This is a genomic window from Pseudomonas sp. ICMP 10191, assembly GCF_001467335.1.
In the GTDB taxonomy this organism is placed as follows: Bacteria; Pseudomonadota; Gammaproteobacteria; order Pseudomonadales; family Pseudomonadaceae; genus Aquipseudomonas; species Aquipseudomonas cerasi.
In genome coordinates, this window is record NZ_LKGW01000119.1 from 35,158 (window position 1) to 53,249 (window position 18,092).

The following is an 18,092-nucleotide window of genomic DNA, read 5'->3' on the forward strand; positions in this document are numbered from 1 at the left end:
GGAGGGTAGCAAGATTGATTCGGGTGATGGTCGAGCGTGTGCAGGGGGTATCGAGAGCGGACGCGGAGCGTCCAGAGCATGGGAACGGTCGGTGTCTTTCCGACACCTCTCGTTCCGCACGCTCCGGCATGGGAATGCCGTTCTTGACGCGCTGCGTCATCTGTTACCGAGCGGCATCAGCCGATCGTCATCAGGCTCGCATTGCCACCCGCCGCCGCGGTGTTGACGCTCAATGCCCGCTCGATCACCAGACGTTCCAGCGGCACGTTGGTTTCGCCGTGGGACAAGCCGTTGACACCGACGATGGCACCACTGCGTTGTGCGATCTGCTGGCAGACGGCACGTAGCTGGTCGGAGTCGCCGTGGTGCAGGACGGCGTCGAAGTTGACGTCGTCCTTGGCCCAGTCAGGTACCAGTTTGATGCGCGCCTGAACATCCTTCGGCAGGCGAGCGCGTAGTGACTTGCTGATGTCGGTCTCCGGCCACACGGCAGAGCTGCCGACCGCCAGTACGGCCGCCAGTTGAATCATCAGGTCGTTCTCGTCGTCAGCCAGGCAAAGCACGTGCTCACGCGGCAGGATCGCGTAGCTGTTGCGTTCGCCGGTCGGGCCAGCCAACTGGCGGGTGATGCCGCTTTGTGATTGCTCGGTGTATTGACTGCACAAGGCATCCAGATCGCTTTGCTGGTTGCTGGCAGCCCAGGCTTTCAGTGCCTGCAACGGCTTGCCGAAGACTTCACGCAGACGGGTATCCGGTGCAGACAGCGCGTCGCTGCGGATGAACGATTTCTCGATAGCATCCTGCGGGCGCGTCGACAGCAGGCGATACAGGTACAACGGGCCACCTGCTTTGGGACCGGTGCCGGACAGACCTTCGCCGCCGAATGGCTGAACACCCACCACTGCGCCGACGATGTTGCGGTTGACATAGACGTTGCCGGCATTGACGTTGTCGATGACCTTGGCAATGGTTTCGTCGATACGGGTGTGCACGCCCAGGGTCAGGCCATAACCGGAGGCGTTGATCTGATCGATCAGCAGGCCAAGCTCTTTGCGCTTGTAGCGCACCACGTGCAGCACCGGACCGAAGATTTCACGTTGCAGCTCATCGAAGCTTTCCAGCTCGATCAGGGTCGGCATCACATAAGTGCCGCGCTTGAGTTCGGCGCTGTCGGCGATGGCCACCTGGTAAACCGTGCGGCCCTTGTCGCGCATGGCCTGGATGTGTTTTTCGATACCTGCCTTGGCCTCTGCGTCGATGACCGGGCCGATGTCCACGGACAGGCGCTCCGGATTACCGAGGCGGTTCTCGGCCATCGCGCCCTTGAGCATTTCAATGACGCGGTCGGCAGAGTCTTCCTGCAGGCACAGCACGCGCAGTGCCGAGCAGCGTTGACCGGCGCTGTCGAATGCCGAAGACACCACGTCGATCACCACCTGTTCGGTCAGCGCCGAAGAGTCGACAATCATTGCGTTCTGGCCACCGGTTTCGGCGATCAGCGGAATGGGGCGACCCTGCGAGTCGAGGCGACCTGCCACGTTGCGCTGCAGCAGGCGGGCGACCTCGGTCGAGCCGGTGAACATGACACCTTTGACGCGTTCGTCGCCGACCAGCCCTGCGCCTACGGTTTCGCCACGACCGGGCAGCAATTGCACCACGCCTTCAGGGATGCCCGCTTCAAGCAGCAGACGTACGGCCTGCGCGGCGATCAGTGGTGTCTGCTCGGCAGGTTTGGCCAGCACCGGGTTACCTGCGGCCAATGCAGCCGCCACCTGACCACTGAAAATCGCCAGCGGGAAATTCCACGGGCTGATACAGACCACCGGCCCCAGCGGACGGTGACCGTCGTTGGTGAAGTCGTTGCGCGCCTGCACGGCGTAGTAACGCAGGAAGTCCACGGCTTCGCGCACTTCGGCGATGGCGTTGGCGAAGGTCTTGCCCGCTTCACGGACCAACAGGCCCATCAACGGCTGGATTTCAGCCTCCATCAAGTCAGCGGCACGCTCCAGAATCGCGGCGCGCTCGACAGGCGGAGTGGCCTGCCAGATAGGACCGGCGCTCAAGGCGCACTGGATGGCGTTATCGACATCTTGCAGGGACGCTTCCTGCACATGACCGACCACGTCACGCAGATCCGATGGATTCAACGCAGCACTCAACGTGCCTGCGCTGGCCGGACAGCCCAGCATCGGGGCGGCTTTCCAGTCGTTGTGCGCGGTAGCCAGCAGGGCCGAAGACAGCGACGCCAGACGATGCTCGTTGGCCATGTCGATGCCGCTGGAATTGGCGCGTTCGGTTCCGTAGAGGTCTCGCGGCAGCGGAATGCGTGGATGCGGCAGGCCGAAACCGCCTTCCTGGGTGGCCATGCGTTCGATCTGGCTGACCGGATCGGCGACCAGTTCCTGTATGGAGATCGAGTGGTCGGCAATCCGGTTGACAAACGACGTATTGGCGCCGTTTTCCAGCAGACGACGCACCAGATAGGCCAGCAGTGTTTCATGAGTGCCGACCGGGGCGTACACGCGGCAAGGACGATTCAGTTTGCCGTCGGCGACTTTGCCTACAACCTGTTCATACAACGGCTCGCCCATGCCGTGCAGGCACTGGAATTCATACTGGCCGGGGTAATAATTCTGACCGGCGATCTGGTAGATGGCCGCCAGGGTATGGGCGTTGTGCGTGGCGAATTGCGGATAGATGACTTCCGGTGCCGCGAGCAGCTTGCGCGCGCAGGCGATGTAGGACACGTCGGTGTACACCTTGCGCGTGTACACCGGATAGCCTTCCAGGCCTTCGACCTGGGCGCGCTTGATCTCGCTGTCCCAGTAAGCGCCCTTGACCAGACGGATCATCAGGCGATGGCGGCTGCGGCGCGCCAGATCGATCACGTAATCGATCACATAAGGGCAGCGCTTCTGGTATGCCTGAATCACGAAACCGATACCGTTCCAGCCGGTGAGCTGTGGTTCGAAACACAGGCGCTCGAGCAGATCCAGCGACAGCTCCAGGCGATCGGCTTCTTCGGCGTCGATGTTCAGGCCGATGTCGTATTGCTTGGCCAGCAGGGTCAGCGACAGCAGGCGCGGGTACAGCTCATCCATCACTCGCTCGTACTGGGCGCGGCTATAGCGTGGATGCAGTGCCGACAGCTTGATGGAAATCCCCGGACCTTCGTAGATGCCGCGGCCGTGGGAGGCTTTGCCGATGGAGTGGATGGCTTGCTCGTAGGACGCGAGGTACTTCTGCGCGTCATGTTCGGTCAGCGCCGCTTCACCCAGCATGTCGTAGGAATAGCGGAAGCCCTTGGCTTCGAAGCGGCTGGCATTGGCGAGGGCTTCACCGATGGTTTCGCCGGTCACGAACTGCTCGCCCATCAGGCGCATGGCCATGTCGACGCCCTTGCGGATCATCGGTTCGCCACTTTTGCCGATAATGCGGCTCAACGAGGACGTGAGGCCCGCCTCATTGTGAGTGGCAACCAGCCTGCCGGTGAGCAGCAGGCCCCAGGTGGCGGCGTTGACGAACAGCGATGGGCTGTTGCCCAGGTGCGGCTGCCAGTTGCCGTTGCTGATCTTGTCGCGAATCAACGCATCGCGGGTGCCCTTGTCGGGAATACGCAGCAGTGCTTCGGCCAGGCACATCAGCGCAACGCCCTCCTGAGAGGACAGTGAAAACTCCTGCAACAGGCCTTGAACGATGCCCGCGCGACCGCCAGCGCTTTTCTGGTTACGCAGTTTTTCCGCGATCGACGCGGCCATCTTGTTGGTGGCTTCGGCAACCGGGGCGCTCAGGCGGGCCTGCTCGAGCAGCATCGGCACCACTTCCTGCTCGGGGCGGCGGTAGGCGGAGGTGATGGCCGCTCGTAATACAGACTGCGGCTGGATGCTTTCGGCAAAATCCAGAAAGCATTGCAGCCCGGCATCTTCTGCCAGCTCACCGCGGTCTTCGTTGTCCTTTGCGCCGGCGGCACTGTTGAGTTCCAACAGGGTTGCACCACTCTCGAGCTTTTCCAGGTAATTGAAAATCGCCTGCTTGATCAACCAGTGCGGCGTGCGGTCGATGGAGTGGGCTGCGGCTTTCAATCGCTCGCGGGTAGGGTCGTCAAGTTTGACGCCAAGAGTGGTGGTGGCCATGTGTTGTCCTCTTTATAGCCACGCAGAAGTGGCATCGGCTTTGGCGCAGATTAGCGTCGGGACGGGGTGAGGTGCAACCGGGTGCAACCCGATTTGGAGAATATTTTGTGAGGTGCCCGGCGAGCGGCTCATAAAAACAGCGTTATGCGCAATGCTGGTGCGCGTTTTTTTGTAAATAGTATTTAAAACGCCCTAAAATGGCGCGTAAATGCACCTGCGTCAGGTTTTTTGTAACAGGTGCAACTTGCGCGATGAAATGGGTTGCACCCTGTTTGGTTTGTTTAATAGGATTCGTTTCCGCGGTGCAACCGCCAGTCATTGATTGCCGATTCTTGCGGAGCGATCAGTCAACGCGGTGTCGGGTGCAAAAGCAGGGATGTGCCGAATATCGGTCGCTATTCCCTTTGGCATCGGGTGCCAACATAAAAACAATGCCAAGGCAGAACTCATGAGTGTCAGCAACCCTACCTTGATCACGTTCGTGATCTATATAGCGGCAATGGTATTGATCGGCCTGATGGCCTATCGCTCTACCAACAACCTTTCGGATTACATCCTCGGCGGACGCAGCCTGGGCAGCGTGGTGACCGCTCTTTCAGCGGGTGCCTCTGACATGAGCGGCTGGCTGTTGATGGGGTTGCCCGGTGCCATCTATATGTCCGGCCTGTCGGAAAGCTGGATCGCCATCGGTCTTATCATCGGTGCCTACCTGAACTGGCTGTTCGTGGCCGGCCGTCTGCGTGTGCAGACAGAGCACAATGGCGACGCACTGACCCTGCCGGATTACTTCAGCAGCCGTTTCGAAGACAACAGTGGCCTGCTGCGCATCATCTCGGCCATCGTGATTCTGGTGTTTTTCACCATCTATTGCGCCTCGGGCATCGTTGCGGGGGCGCGTCTGTTTGAAAGCACCTTCGGCATGTCCTACGAAACCGCCTTGTGGGCCGGTGCTGCGGCGACCATTGCCTACACTTTTGTCGGTGGTTTCCTCGCAGTGAGCTGGACAGACACCGTGCAGGCTACGCTGATGATTTTCGCGCTGATCCTCACGCCGATCATCGTCCTGCTGGCAACGGGCGGCGTCGACACCACCTTTCTGGCGATTGAAGCGAAAGATCCGACCAGCTTCGACATGTTCAAGAACACGACTTTCATCGGCATCATCTCCCTGCTCGGCTGGGGCCTGGGTTATTTCGGTCAGCCACACATCCTGGCGCGCTTCATGGCGGCCGATTCGGTCAAGTCGATTGCCAGCGCCCGACGCATCTCCATGGCCTGGATGATCCTGTGCCTGGGCGGCACCGTGGCGGTCGGGTTCTTCGGCATTGCCTATTTCTCGGCGCATCCGGATGTTGCCGGGCCGGTGACTGAAAACCCGGAGCGGGTGTTCATCGAGCTGGCCAAGCTGCTGTTCAACCCCTGGATTGCCGGCGTGCTGCTATCGGCCATTCTGGCTGCGGTCATGAGTACGCTGAGCTGCCAGTTGCTGGTGTGCTCCAGTGCGTTGACCGAGGACTTCTACAAGGCTTATCTGCGCAAGGGTGCTTCGCAGATCGAGCTGGTCTGGGTCGGTCGGGCAATGGTGCTGCTGATCGCGATCATTGCCATTCTGCTGGCGGCCAATCCTGAAAACCGCGTACTGGGCCTGGTGAGTTACGCCTGGGCCGGTTTCGGCGCAGCCTTCGGCCCTGTGGTGCTGATTTCGGTGCTGTGGAAGGGCATGACTCGTAACGGCGCACTTGCCGGAGTCATTGTTGGTGCGGCCACCGTGGTGCTCTGGAAGCAATTCAGTACGATGGGGCTGTATGAGATCATCCCCGGGTTCATCTTCGCCAGCCTCGCCATCGTGGTGTTCAGCCTGATCGGCAAGCCTGCTTCTGCGTCCATGCAGACCCGTTTCCTGGCAGCCGAGCAGGACTTCAAAGCCAACCGCTGACAGTGTCTGACTGAAACAGAAACGGCCCGTTCTTCTTCGTGAAGCGCGGGCCGTTTTGTATGTGGGTTTAAGGCGCGTGCCGCTCAGCTCTGGTTGTGATCGATATCCAGGTTGTAGAACGTCGCCTTGCCGCCCTCCGAGGTGTACCCGGTGTTGTCCTGGGTATACACCCCCGCCTTGAAGTACAGAGGCTTGTCCCGCCAGGTCTCACTGATGCGCGTGCTCCAGTCCTGATCCTTGGCGCTGACCGACAGTTTGCCGCCCTTGCTCAGGTGAATGACGTAATTGAATGTCTCATTCAGCTTCACACCTTCTACGATGGTGTAAACCTTGCTTTCATCGTCGTCATAGCGATTGCGGACTTTTGCAACGATATCGCCAGTTTTGGTGTCTTCCTTGTATTGAAACTCGACTTTCAGGAGCGGCTCTGTGCTCTCGTATGCGTGTATTTGTCCGATGACAACCTTGCCAGTGGAAGGTACTTGGTCGACTTCCAGTTTGGCATTCAGATAGTTGTCGGCATCCGGGTATACCCAATTATGCAACGAGCCATCGGACCACGTTTCTCGAAGTTCGCTGCGGGCATATTTTGCGTTCTCGGTTTTACTGCCTGTGACGGGCGACCAGAACACAATGGAGTCGGTTTTTGATTTGAAATATTTACCGTCATAGCCTTTTACTAACTGAGCGGTTTCGATGGTCTTGGGGGGCGACCCCACAGGGATGCTGAGATTCCACGATCCAAGATCTACCATTTTGTCTCCGTCCGTAAATGTCTTTATATCGCTCATAGAAAAAGCCTCTGGCGCGAGACTTCAGGCGGGTTTTATACGGCTCGTAGGACAATTTGTTAATAAAAAAATGTCGAACGGATGGCGTCAAAGTGCTGTCACTTCTTCTGCAGGGCAGAGTCTGTAAGGGGTGTAGCGAATGACCGTTAGTCGGGTAGATCGAACTTTGACAGTAGGGAACAGGCGCCTTGCTTCTGCTTTTGGCGAGACGAGGCTAGAGTTATTCCAAAGTATGACGGTCGTCCTGAGTCTCAGGCGTCATGCCCACATAGAGAAGCAGCATGGAACGCGTGCCAACCCAGCCAGATGATGGCTCTTCAGTTTTACTCGTTGTAGACGATTACCCGGAAAATCTGGTGACGATGTGTGCTGTTCTGCAAAGAACGGACTGGCACATTGTGACTGCAAGTTCCGGAATCGAAGCATTGACCGTACTTCTCGAGCAGGAAGTCGACCTGGTTTTGCTGGATGTGCAAATGCCGGGCATGGACGGCTTCGAGGTCGCGCGACTGATGCGCGGCAGTCAGCGTACCCGCCTTACGCCGATTATTTTTCTCACCGCCAATGAGCAGACTCAGGATGCGGTGCAGAAGGGTTATGCGAATGGTGCGACGGATTATCTGTTCAAACCTTTCGACCCGAATGTGCTCAAGCCCAAGGTACAGACTTTGCTTGAACAGCAGCGTAATCGCCGTGCGCTACAACAGCTGTCGCTGGAGCTGGAATCGGCTCGTGCGTTCAATGCATCGGTGCTGGCCAATGTCGCCGAAGGCATTCTGGTCGTTGACGAAGCAGGCACCATCAGCTTTGCCAATCCGGCCATCTGTCAGTTATTGAACACCTCCGTCGATCAGCTTCGCGGCACTCAGGTGCTGGACTACATCATCGAGCCGAAGGAGGGGCACTGGCTGGACTCGGGCTTTTATCAGCACTATCGCAAGTCCGATACCTATCGGGTGCATGACGCCATTCTGCGCACTGCGCAAGGCACACAACTGCCCGTGGCGTTGTCCTGCGCGGCGCTGCCTGCCGAACAGAAGGCAATGGTACTGACGGTTCTCGATATGTCGGTGGTCCGTGATCTTTATCAGCAGCTTGAAAAACAGGCCGTCACCGATGCATTGACTGGCCTGCTCAATCGCCGCGGGCTTTATCAGGCGGTTGAAAGCATGCTGTTGCGTAACGAGCGGGCTGATAAATACCTGGTCGTGCTGTTCATGGATCTGGATGGCTTCAAGCAGATCAATGATGCGCTTGGCCATGAAGCGGGGGATCAGGTACTGCTCTGGGTCGCCGAACAGTTCAAGGACAGCATGCGCCCCTATGATGTGCTGGCGCGCATCGGCGGCGACGAATTCACTGTGGTGATCGACGGGCTCGATTACCCCGAGCAGGCGGCCAAGATCGCCGAAAAGCTCATCGAGCGGGTATCCGGAAGACGTCAGGTCGACGGTGTCGAGATCACGCTGGGTGCCAGTGTCGGCATTGCAACCTTCCCGGACTGCGGCTCGAATCTGGACGGTCTGCTGCGCGCGGCAGATATTGCCATGTACGAGGCCAAGCGTGCCGGGCGGCAGCAATACCGGTTCTATGATCAGAACATGAACGGGCGCGCCCGCTCGCGACTGATGCTTGAGGAAAGCGTGCGCACGGCCATCGATGGCCGGGATTTTTCAGTGGTGTACCAGCCTCAGATTCACATGGCGGATGGTCGCCTGCGTGGTTTCGAGGCCTTGCTGCGCTGGCAGCATCCTGCGGTCGGAGAGGTCCCGCCTGCGCTGTTCATTCCGTTGCTGGAAGAGACCAGGCTGATCAATCGGCTCGGCGGCTGGATCTTTGATCAGGGCGCCGAGCAGCGTCAGGCATGGAGCCGTATCTTTGCGCCCGACATGGTGCTGAGTGTCTGCGTCAGCCCCACGCAATTCTGTCTGCCCAATCTGGCTTCGGAATTGAAGCGCGCCATGGATCGCTTCGAGTTGAAACCGGGGCAAATCGAAGTGGAAATCACTGAAACCGCTCTGGTGAATAACCTTACGCACAGCCATAAACAGCTGAAGTTGTTGCATGACGTCGGTGTGCGCATTGCGCTCGACGACTTTGGCACGGGCGAATGCTCGCTGTCGCATCTGCGCAATCTTCAGCTCGACACTTTGAAGCTGGACAGGCGTTTTGTGGCCAGCATCGCAGGATCAAAGCGCGAAGCGGCAATGGCCAGCAGTATCATCGACCTGAGCCGCAACCTCGATATGCTGGTCATCGCCGAAGGCGTCGAGACGGCTGAGCAATATCAATGGCTGGCCGACAACGGTTGTCAGGTCATTCAGGGCTTTTTGATCGCTCACCCGATGGGCCCGGAAGAGGCGTTGCGCTTTCCCGGGCACTTTGACGTGGCAGGCTTGAGACAGAAGAGATTGTTGTAGAATGGCGTTTTTCGATCTTATGCAAAGGCCCCATGACTGCATCCAGCCATGCTCCGCTCAAATACCTGCAGGCCTATCCGCAGGCCCTGCAGGACCAGGTGCAGCAGTTGATTGCCGACGATCGCCTGGCGGATTACCTGCAGCAGCGCTACCCCGCGCGGCATCAGATTCAGAGCGACAAGGCCCTCTACGCCTATGCGCTGGCGCTCAAGCAGGATCACCTGCGCAATGCGCCAGCCATCAAGAAGGTTCTGTTCGATAATCGCCTTGACCTGACTCATCGCGCACTGGGCCTGCATACCAAGATATCCAGAGTGCAGGGTGGCAAGCTCAAGGCCAGCAACGAGATTCGCGTAGCAGCGCTGTTCAAGGAAGCGCCGCCGGAGTTTCTGAAAATGATCGTGGTGCACGAGCTGGCCCACTTTCGTGAGTCGGACCATAACAAGGCGTTCTACCAGTTGTGCGAGCACATGTTGCCTGGTTATCACCAGCTGGAGTTCGATTTGCGCGTGTACCTGACGTACCGCGATCTGCAGGCCGCGCATGCGCCATGCTGAACCAGGCACTGAAAAAGGATTCGACGATGCAGGTCAGCAAGACCAAAAGCAGTTTCTATCGCCGCCTGTACGTGGCGTATCTGATCGATTCACGGATCGCCAGCAGTGTCCCTGAGCTGATGACGGCAACCGGCATGCCTCGTCGTACCGCTCAGGACACCATCAGTGCGCTTGCCGATCTGGACATTGTGTGCGACTTCGAGCAGCTCGAAGGTGGCCGCAATCACGCCGGCAGCTACCGGATCCGTGACTGGGGCGCCGTTGACAAGGGCTGGATTGCCGACAATCTGCCACGCATCAAGGCTGTGCTGGAGTATCCCTGAGCGGTTTTCAGTCCAGATCGCGACGCATGCCGATATGCGGGATGTCGTCTTCCAGGTAGACCTCGCCCACCGGATTGAAGCCATAGCGGCTGTAATAGCCCTGCAAATGGGCCTGGGCCGATAGGTAGATGGGCTGGTCGGGCCATTTGCGTTCGGCGTTTTCCAGGGCCTGCTCCATCAGTTCATGGCCGATACCCCGACTGCGAATCGAAGGCGCAGTCACCACCCGGCCGATGGTCACGTCGCCGCCTTGCTGGATGGGGTCGAGCAAACGCAGGTAGGCGACCAGCTTGTCTTCCTGCCAGGCCATCAGGTGGCAGGTGTCGCCCGTCAGGTCCTGTCCGTCGACGTCCAGATACACGCATTGCTGCTCGACCACAAACACCTCGGCACGCAGTTGCAGCACGGCATAGAGCTGCTGGATGCTCAGCTCGGTGTGATGTTTGCAGATCCATTTGATAGACATGTTGCAGACTCGCAGGGAAACCAGAAGCGAAGTCTAAACGTATCCGGCGACATTCCCAATAAACGCCGTCAACGATATGAATGCTACGTCGTGTGAGCATGTTGCTCCCCCGGCTTGTCTACTGCCTGCTTCAGGTCTTCAATTAAAAACGGCAGGTGCTCTAGGCTCTGTACGAAAAGTGGCTGCGCTCGGTGATGCTTCGTTAAAAACAGGCTCGCCTGACCTTCGCTCGCCGACTTTTTGTACAGAGCCTAACGCGCGAGCGTTTTCCTGCCGATAGGATTAAATCGGGCACGCCGCCCCTTTCAGGAACCTGAGCATGTCGCAGTTGCTTCGAGCGGTGGGGTTGCTGGTCTTCATGCTGATGGCGCCCGCCAATGCAGCTGAAAAGTTGCGTCTTGTCGCTGACCCCTGGCCGCCTTTTACCGACGCGCTGCTGCTCAACGGCGGGTTGGCAACCGACATCGTCAATACGGCGCTGCGCCGTGCCGGGTACACCACACTGTATGAGCAAGTGCCCTGGGCGCGGGCGATGCTCGGCTTGAGCCAGGGGCGTCATGACGTGCTGATCAATGCCTGGTTCAGCGAGGAGCGCACGAAAATTGGCCAGTTTTCTGCGGAGTACCTGCTCAATCGGGTGCGTTTCATCAAGCGCAAGGAGTCGCCCATTGGCACCCTGACCCATGAGCAATTGCACAAGTACATGATCGCGGTGGTGCGCGGTTACGCTTATGCCCCTGCGTTTGACAACGACACCGAGTTGCAGAAAGTCCCTGTGCAAAACTTCTCCACCGCCATACGCATGCTTGCTGCCGAGCGTGTCGACCTGACCCTGGAAGACGAATACGTCGCTCGCTACAACCTGGCGATGGAACCGGACGAGGTGCGTGACCGGGTCGAGTTTCTACCGGGTTCGTTAAGCGATAACAGCCTGCATATTCTGGTCAGTCTGAAAAATCCGCATCACGAAAAGATCGTCGCTGACTTCGATCGCGAAATTGCCGCCATGAAAGCGGACGGCACCTACGATGAATTGCTCAGACTGCATGGGTTGCAGCAGTCTCCGGAGCTTTGATCAGGTGCGCGGCGAGGGTGCGCAGCGGTGCCAGTTGGCGGCAGATCAGTGCCAGTTGGGCCTGCACCAGCCGCTGGCTCTCGTCCATGTCCTCGGGCAGTTGCTCCAGTTGCGCGGCCAGCCCTTCCTCGACATCGCTCTGTACCGCAACCGGCCTCTTCTCGGCCAGCCCTGCGGCGATTTCGTCGATGCTGGCGGCCAGCGTGGCGCCGACGTTATCGATCAGGTGTTCGCGGACATCGCTCGGCAACTGCGTATCACGGTGCGCGCCAAGACCTGAAAGGTAGCTCAGCAGCGTGTGCGACAGCACCAGAAAGCGGAAGCCGACGTCGGCCTCCTTGCGGAAGTGGCCGGGCTCCATGAGCATGTTCGCCAGCGTGGTCGACAGCGCCGCGTCGGCGTTGTGGGCATTGCGCCGCGCCAGTCGGTAGGCCAGGTCGTCACTCTTGCCCTTGGCATACTGTTGCATGATCTGCCGCAGGTAGATGCTGTTGCAGGTCAGGGTATTGGCCAGCACCTTGTTCAGGCGCCGCCCCTGCCAGTCCGGCAGAAACAGGAACACTGCGAGGCCGGCGATAAGGCTGCCCAGCAGGGTATCGAACAGCCGGGGCAGGAACAGGCCGTAACCGTCGCCGACCTGATTGAAGCAGAACAGCACCATCACTGTGATGGCGGCGGTCGACAGGGTGTAGCGCGTGGTCCGGTTGACGAAGAACACCACCCCGGCCAGCACCGCGCACATCGATTGCAGAATCGGACTGGTAACCAGATCGAACAGCACCCAGCCGACGGTCAGGCCAATCGCGGTGCCGATGATCCGCTGGCCGAGCTTGAGCCGGGTGGCGCCGTAGCTGGGCTGGCAGACGAACACCGTGGTGAGGATGATCCAGTAGCCCTGTGACGGATGAATCAGGTGCACCATCGCGTAACCGATGGTTAATGCCAGCGGCAGGCGCAGGGCGTGACGAAACAGCAGCGAGGTCGGGGTCATCTGCAGGCGCAGGCGTGTCCAGACATCCTTGAGGTTGCGCGGCGAGCGGTCCAGCAGGCTGCTGTCGGTGGCATCGGCTACGGCGTCCGGGTTGCTGGCGTCGCTGATCAGACGATCCAGGGTGCCGAGGTTGGCAGCCAGCGCGCGCAGCGAACGCAGCAGGCCGCGCCAGGCAGGGTTGCTCTGGATGCGCAGATGCTCAAGGGATGCGTGCAGGTCTTCCATGGCTTCGGCGAAGCTGGGGTCATACACGAACGGCTGCCGCAGCTGGATGGATTCTGACAGCGCCTGGCAGGCAACGCCCTGTTGACGCAGCAGGCGCTGACAGCGGAACAGCACGTCGCTGTGGAAAAACGCATCGGCCAGTGAGTTGTAGGGGTAATGCGACGAGCTGGCGCGCTCGTGGATGTCCTGAGCGATGAAGTACAGCTTCAGGTAGCGGCTGACTTTGGAGCCGGGCCGGCCGCTGCCGACGCGGTGCAGGATGATTTCCTTGGTGGAGTTCAGCGCAGCGACCACTTTGCCGTTCTGCTGCGCCAGTTCCAGACGACGTGCCTCCACGTTGAGCGTGCGAATCGGTTCAAACAGGGTCGACTTGAGTTTCAGGTACTGGCCCAGCTCACGAAACAGTCGCGCCAGCGCCTGTTGCACCGGCTGGTTGGAAAACAGCATCTGCCACAGCACTGACAGCAGTCCGTACCAGGCCGCGCCCGCCACCAGCAGCATCGGTTCATGCCAGAAGTCCAGCACTTCACCGCCACGTTGATCGACGCCGATCATGGTGTAGACCGAAAGGATCAACGTGCCGTAGGCGATTGCGCCATACCGCTCACCCAGCGCGCCCAGCATGGTCAGGCAGAAGCTGGCCAGCGCCAGCGAGCAGACAAACAGGATGGGGTAGGGGAAGAGCAATTCGACGGCGAGGGCGGCGATGCTGAAACACACCAGTGTCACGGCCAGGGCATTGAGTCGGCCCTGCCAGCTGTCGTCAGTCTCGGCCAGGGCGCAGGCAATAATCCCCAGAAACAGCGGGATCAGTAATGCCATTTCGTTTTGATACCAGCACAGCGCCATGCTGCCGGTCAGTGCGATAAAGACTCGAACGCTATAGCTGAATTTATCCAGCGCCCACAATCGACGGAATGTATGACGGAGAGATTTCGATGCCATGGGTTAGCTTGACGGCCCTGTTCGCAATTGATCGATCGTGCAGGAGGATATGTACAGACCAAATGACTGGCTGTACATCCGCCTCGCAAAATTTATACCGGTTTGTCGTGTCGTGATGTTGCGTATCAGCGACTACGTCACACGTAGTGTGCGGCAGCATAGGCCGACGCCCAGGCCCACTGAAAGTTGAAACCGCCCAGATGACCGCTCACGTCCAGCACTTCGCCCACAAAATAAAGACCGGGGGATTTCAGCGATTCCATGGTCTTGGACGATACTTCGCGGGTGTCTATACCGCCCAGCGTCACTTCGGCCGTGCGATAACCCTCGGTGCCCGCCGGCACCACCTGCCAGCTCGCCAGCTTTTCGGCGATATCGGCCAGCTCGGCGTGGGTGTACTGCTTCATCGGTTTGGAAACGAACCAGTGTTCGGCGATCAGGTTGGCCATCTTCTTGGTGAACATCTCGCCCAGCAGGGTTTTCAGCTCACTGTTGGGGCGCTCGGCCTGCTGCTGGTTGAGCCAGGCGGGCACGTCGTGATCGGGCAGCAGGTTGATTTCCACCGTGTCACCGGGCTGCCAGAACGAGGAAATCTGCAGGATCGCCGGGCCACTGAGGCCGCGGTGGGTGAACAGGATGTTTTCGCGGAAGCTGGTGTCGTTGCAGCTCACCAGACAATCCACCGAGGTGCCTGACAACTCGGTGCACAGCTCCTTGAGCTGATCGGTGATGGTGAACGGCACCAGCCCGGCGCGGGTCGGCAGCAGCGTGTGGCCGAACTGCTTGCCAATCTGATAGCCAAAACCGGTAGCGCCCAGCGTCGGAATCGACAGCCCGCCCGTGGCAATCACCAGCGACTGGCAGTTCAGGGGGCCCAGCGTGGTCTGCAGGCTGTAGCCGGCGTCGGTCTTTTCGATCTGCTGCAAGGAGGTGTCCATGTGCAGGCTGACACCGGCCTCGCGGCACTCTTCCAGAAGCATTTCCAGAATGTCGCTGGACTTGTTGTCGCAAAACAGCTGGCCGAGCTTCTTCTCGTGATAAGGCACGCCATGCTTGGCGACCATCGCGATGAAATCCCATTGGGTGTAGCGGGCCAGGGCCGATTTGCAGAAATGCGGGTTCTGCGACAGGAAGTTGGCCGGCTCGGTGTACATATTGGTGAAGTTGCACCGCCCGCCACCGGACATCAGGATCTTCTTGCCGGGTTTGTTGGCATGGTCGATCAACATCACCTTGCGCCCGCGAGCGGCAGCGGTGAACGCACACATCAGACCGGCAGCGCCGGCGCCAATGATTACAACGTCAGTAACGGGCACAGCGTGGTTCCTCGATCTTCAGGTCACGATCGTCCCCATGCTTCGCGTGGGAATGCCTCTCGTGACGCTCTGCGTCACATACCTGCGCCGCAGTGCCTATTCAAAATCGGACGCGGAGCGTCCAGAACTGCGTTCCCACGCGGAGCGTGGGGACGATAATCCAGCAGACGACTATTTCAGAGAATCCGCACGCGCAGCGACTTGCCCTTGATCTTGCCGTTGTTCAAACGTTCCAGGGCCAGTTTGGCCATGCTGCGCTCGACGGCAACGTAGGCCTGGAAGTCGAAAATCGCGATCTTGCCGACCTGAGTGCCCGGAATGCCTGCTTCGCCGGTCAGTGCGCCGAGGATGTCGCCCGGACGCAGCTTGTCCTTGCGACCCGAGCCGATGCACAGGGTGGTCATGGCGGGCAGCAGCTTGCCGCCTTCCTTGATGCTCAGTCTGTCGTATTGCTGCCAGTTCAACGGCGCTTTCTGCAACTCTTCGATGGCACGCGCGCGTTGGCTTTCCGACGGAGCCACCAGGCTGACCGCGATGCCTTTCTCGCCTGCGCGACCGGTACGGCCGACGCGGTGAATGTGGATTTCCGAATCACGCGCCAGCTCGACGTTGATCACCATATCCAGCGCGTCGATGTCCAGACCGCGCGCGGCCACGTCAGTGGCGACCAGTACCGAGGTGCTGCGGTTGGCAAACATCGCCAGTACCTGATCACGGTCACGCTGTTCGAGATCGCCATGCAGGCCGACGGCAGACATGCCCTTGGCGGTCAGGTGATCGACCACTTCCTGCACCTGCTGCTTGGTGAAGCAGAACGCCACGCAGGACGTCGGACGGAAATGGCCGAGTACCTTGACCACTGCTTCCAGGCGCTGCTCCGGAGAGATCTCGTAGAAAATCTGCTCGATCTGGCTGTCGGCGTGCAGTGCTTCGACTTTCACGGTTTGTGGATCACGCATGAATTTCGAGGACAACTGCTTGATACCGACCGGGTAGGTCGCCGAGAACAGCAGCGTCTGGCGGCGCTGCGGGGTCTGCTCGATGATGTCGGCGATGGCGTCGTAAAAACCCATGTCCAGCATGCGGTCGGCTTCATCGAGAATCAGCGTGTTCAGGCCGTCCAGGACCAGCGAGCCCTTGCGCAAGTGCTGCTGTATGCGACCCGGAGTACCGACGATGATGTGCGCGCCATGTTCCAGCGAGCCGATCTGCGGGCCGAATGAAACGCCGCCACACAGGGTCAGGACCTTGATGTTGTCCTCGGAACGCGCCAGACGGCGAATTTCCTTGGCCACCTGATCCGCCAGTTCGCGGGTCGGGCACATGACCAATGCCTGGCAACCGAAGAAACGCGGGTTGATAGGGTTGAGCAGGCCGATGCCGAATGCAGCGGTCTTGCCGCTGCCGGTCTTGGCTTGCGCGATCAGGTCCATGCCCTTGAGGATCACCGGCAGGCTCTGCGCCTGAATCGGTGTCATTTCGGCATAACCAAGCGACTCCAGGTTAGCCAGCATGGCAGCAGACAGGGGCAGAGAATTGAAAGCGGTGTTAGTCACGACGGTGAACCTGCAAAACAAAAATGTCGCGTAGTGTATCACCCGCCAGTCAGACCTGGCACCGCGATAAAGGTCGTGGGAGCGAGCTTGCTCGCGAAGGGGTCCGTACAACCCCCGAAGGTGGGTCGTGAGCAATGCGGGTCGCCGCCCCGGTCACTCCCACAGGATCCAGCAATCAGCGCGGAGCATGGGCGCGATAGCCAGACAAAAAAATCCCCGCTGGAGGGCGGGGTTGAGGTTCGAGCGTGGCAGCTCGCAAAGGTGTACAGCAAGGCCCGTCCGGGAACGGGCCTGCAGGGCTTACAGCAGGATTGTGCGGATGTCCGCCAGCAATTCGCTCAAGCGCTTGGTGAAGCGGGCAGCAGCTGCGCCGTTGATCACGCGGTGATCGTAGGACAGCGACAGCGGCAGCATCAGTTTCGGCTGGAAGGCTTTACCGTCCCAGACGGGCTGGATGGTTGCCTTGGAAACACCGAGGATCGCCACTTCCGGCGCGTTGACGATCGGCGTGAAGCCGGTGCCGCCAATGTGGCCGAGGCTGGAGATGGTGAAGCACGCGCCCTGCATGTCGTTCGCAGTCAGTTTCTTGTTGCGCGCCTTTTCCGCCAGTGCGGCGGCTTCGGCAGCCAGTTGCAACAGGCTCTTCTGGTCGACGTCGCGGATGACCGGGACCAGCAGGCCGTCCGGGGTGTCCACGGCAAAGCCGATGTGCACGTACTTCTTGCGAATCACGGCCTTGCCGCTAGGTGCCAGCGAAGCGTTGAAGTCCGGCAGCTCCTTGAGCAGGTGGGCGCAGGATTTGAGCAGCAGTGGCAGAACGGTCAGCTTGACGCCAGCTTTCTCGGCAGCGCCTTTCTGCGCCACACGGAAAGCTTCCAGGTCGGTAATGTCGGCCTGGTCGAATTGCGTGACGTGCGGGATGTTCAGCCAACTGCGGTGCAGACCGGAAGCGCCGAGTTGCATCAGACGCGTCATCGGCACCTCTTCGATCTCGCCGAAACGGCTGAAATCGACTTCCGGAATTGGCGGGATGCCCGAGCCGCCGCTTGCGCCGCCAGCTGGCGCTTCCTTGGCCTTCTGCATCATGGTTTTGACGTAAGCCTGAACGTCTTCTTTCAGCACACGGCCGTGCGGGCCGGTGGAACTGACCGCGCTCAGCTCGACGCCGAATTCGCGGGCCAGCTGACGAACGGCCGGGCCTGCATGAACCTTGGCGCCGTCTTTGGCCGGAGCCGCTGGAGCAGCCGGCGCAGGTGCCGCTTCTGCCTTGGGGGCAGGGGCGGCAGGAGCCGCGGCTTCAGCCTTGGCAGGGGCAGCAGCGGGTGCGCTGGCGGCAGGCGCCGGAGCAGCGGCAGGGG

Annotated in this window: 12 protein-coding genes; 5 read left to right on the forward strand and 7 right to left on the reverse strand. The window is 59.8% G+C overall.

Annotation, left to right across the window (positions count from 1 at the left end):
• Window positions 1-176: 176 nt before the first annotated feature.
• Window positions 177-4,133 (reverse strand): trifunctional transcriptional regulator/proline dehydrogenase/L-glutamate gamma-semialdehyde dehydrogenase, encoded by a 3,957-nt coding sequence (gene putA / locus AO388_RS17485; protein WP_058416814.1) that lies wholly within the window; start codon window positions 4,131-4,133, stop codon window positions 177-179.
• Window positions 4,134-4,581: 448 nt separating this feature from the next.
• Between putA and putP the strand changes: the two genes are divergently transcribed.
• Window positions 4,582-6,069, forward strand: coding sequence for a sodium/proline symporter PutP (putP, locus tag AO388_RS17490; protein ID WP_003366196.1), 1,488 nt, complete (start codon window positions 4,582-4,584; stop codon window positions 6,067-6,069).
• A gap of 83 nt (window positions 6,070-6,152) precedes the next feature.
• On the opposite strand, the gene AO388_RS17495 is transcribed toward putP, so the two are convergent.
• Window positions 6,153-6,824 (reverse strand): polysaccharide lyase family 7 protein, encoded by a 672-nt coding sequence (locus AO388_RS17495; RefSeq protein WP_003366199.1) that lies wholly within the window; start codon window positions 6,822-6,824, stop codon window positions 6,153-6,155.
• 317 nt (window positions 6,825-7,141) lie between these two features.
• Between AO388_RS17495 and AO388_RS17500 the strand changes: the two genes are divergently transcribed.
• From AO388_RS17500 to AO388_RS17510, 3 genes are read left to right on the forward strand one after another with little or no spacing between them, the layout of a single operon-like run.
• Window positions 7,142-9,280: a putative bifunctional diguanylate cyclase/phosphodiesterase gene (locus AO388_RS17500; protein WP_003366201.1), complete on the forward strand. Its 2,139-nt coding sequence runs from the start codon at window positions 7,142-7,144 to the stop codon at window positions 9,278-9,280.
• 32 nt (window positions 9,281-9,312) lie between these two features.
• The gene (locus AO388_RS17505; protein ID WP_003366203.1) at window positions 9,313-9,837 is read left to right on the forward strand and encodes a M48 metallopeptidase family protein; all 525 of its coding nucleotides are present in this window, start codon (window positions 9,313-9,315) and stop codon (window positions 9,835-9,837) included.
• Between the two features lie 26 nt (window positions 9,838-9,863).
• On the forward strand, window positions 9,864-10,160 hold the full coding sequence (locus AO388_RS17510; RefSeq protein ID WP_044309330.1) for a winged helix-turn-helix domain-containing protein: 297 nt from the start codon (window positions 9,864-9,866) through the stop codon (window positions 10,158-10,160).
• A 7-nt stretch (window positions 10,161-10,167) separates the two neighbouring features.
• On the opposite strand, the gene AO388_RS17515 is transcribed toward AO388_RS17510, so the two are convergent.
• Window positions 10,168-10,626 (reverse strand): GNAT family N-acetyltransferase, encoded by a 459-nt coding sequence (locus tag AO388_RS17515; RefSeq protein ID WP_002551760.1) that lies wholly within the window; start codon window positions 10,624-10,626, stop codon window positions 10,168-10,170.
• Window positions 10,627-10,945: 319 nt separating this feature from the next.
• Here AO388_RS17515 and AO388_RS17520 point away from each other — a divergent pair, with 319 nt between their 5' ends.
• Complete coding sequence (locus tag AO388_RS17520) at window positions 10,946-11,701, forward strand: substrate-binding periplasmic protein (RefSeq protein ID WP_058397739.1); 756 nt, start codon at window positions 10,946-10,948, stop codon at window positions 11,699-11,701.
• Here AO388_RS17520 and yccS read toward each other — a convergent pair.
• The 4 genes from yccS to aceF form a co-directional block, all read right to left on the reverse strand.
• A complete protein-coding gene (gene yccS / locus AO388_RS17525) occupies window positions 11,664-13,862 on the reverse strand; it encodes a YccS family putative transporter (protein ID WP_032609246.1) in 2,199 nt (732 codons plus the stop codon). The genes AO388_RS17520 and yccS overlap by 38 nt on opposite strands.
• 137 nt (window positions 13,863-13,999) lie before the next feature.
• A complete protein-coding gene (locus AO388_RS17530; RefSeq protein ID WP_058416815.1) occupies window positions 14,000-15,178 on the reverse strand; it encodes an NAD(P)/FAD-dependent oxidoreductase in 1,179 nt (392 codons plus the stop codon).
• 176 nt (window positions 15,179-15,354) lie between these two features.
• Window positions 15,355-16,734 carry an ATP-dependent RNA helicase DbpA gene (gene dbpA, locus AO388_RS17535; protein ID WP_058416816.1) on the reverse strand — a complete coding sequence of 460 codons (1,380 nt, stop codon included), beginning with the start codon at window positions 16,732-16,734 and terminating at the stop codon, window positions 15,355-15,357.
• A gap of 300 nt (window positions 16,735-17,034) precedes the next feature.
• Window positions 17,035-18,092, reverse strand: a 1,058-nt coding sequence (gene aceF / locus AO388_RS17540) for a dihydrolipoyllysine-residue acetyltransferase (protein ID WP_063613810.1), incomplete at its 5' end; no start/stop codon positions are given.

What these genes read in the sequence shown, in the direction of transcription:
- AO388_RS17495 (WP_003366199.1), bottom strand. Translation starts at nt 6,824, where the DNA reads ATGGTAGATCTTGGATCGTGGAATCTCAGCATCCCTGTGGGGTCGCCC.
- AO388_RS17515 (WP_002551760.1), bottom strand. Translation starts at nt 10,626, where the DNA reads ATGTCTATCAAATGGATCTGCAAACATCACACCGAGCTGAGCATCCAG.
- yccS (WP_032609246.1), bottom strand. Translation starts at nt 13,862, where the DNA reads ATGGCATCGAAATCTCTCCGTCATACATTCCGTCGATTGTGGGCGCTG.
- putA (WP_058416814.1), bottom strand. Translation starts at nt 4,133, where the DNA reads ATGGCCACCACCACTCTTGGCGTCAAACTTGACGACCCTACCCGCGAG.
- AO388_RS17520 (WP_058397739.1), top strand. Translation starts at nt 10,946, where the DNA reads ATGTCGCAGTTGCTTCGAGCGGTGGGGTTGCTGGTCTTCATGCTGATG.
- AO388_RS17500 (WP_003366201.1), top strand. Translation starts at nt 7,142, where the DNA reads ATGGAACGCGTGCCAACCCAGCCAGATGATGGCTCTTCAGTTTTACTC.
- AO388_RS17505 (WP_003366203.1), top strand. Translation starts at nt 9,313, where the DNA reads ATGACTGCATCCAGCCATGCTCCGCTCAAATACCTGCAGGCCTATCCG.
- putP (WP_003366196.1), top strand. Translation starts at nt 4,582, where the DNA reads ATGAGTGTCAGCAACCCTACCTTGATCACGTTCGTGATCTATATAGCG.
- AO388_RS17510 (WP_044309330.1), top strand. Translation starts at nt 9,864, where the DNA reads ATGCAGGTCAGCAAGACCAAAAGCAGTTTCTATCGCCGCCTGTACGTG.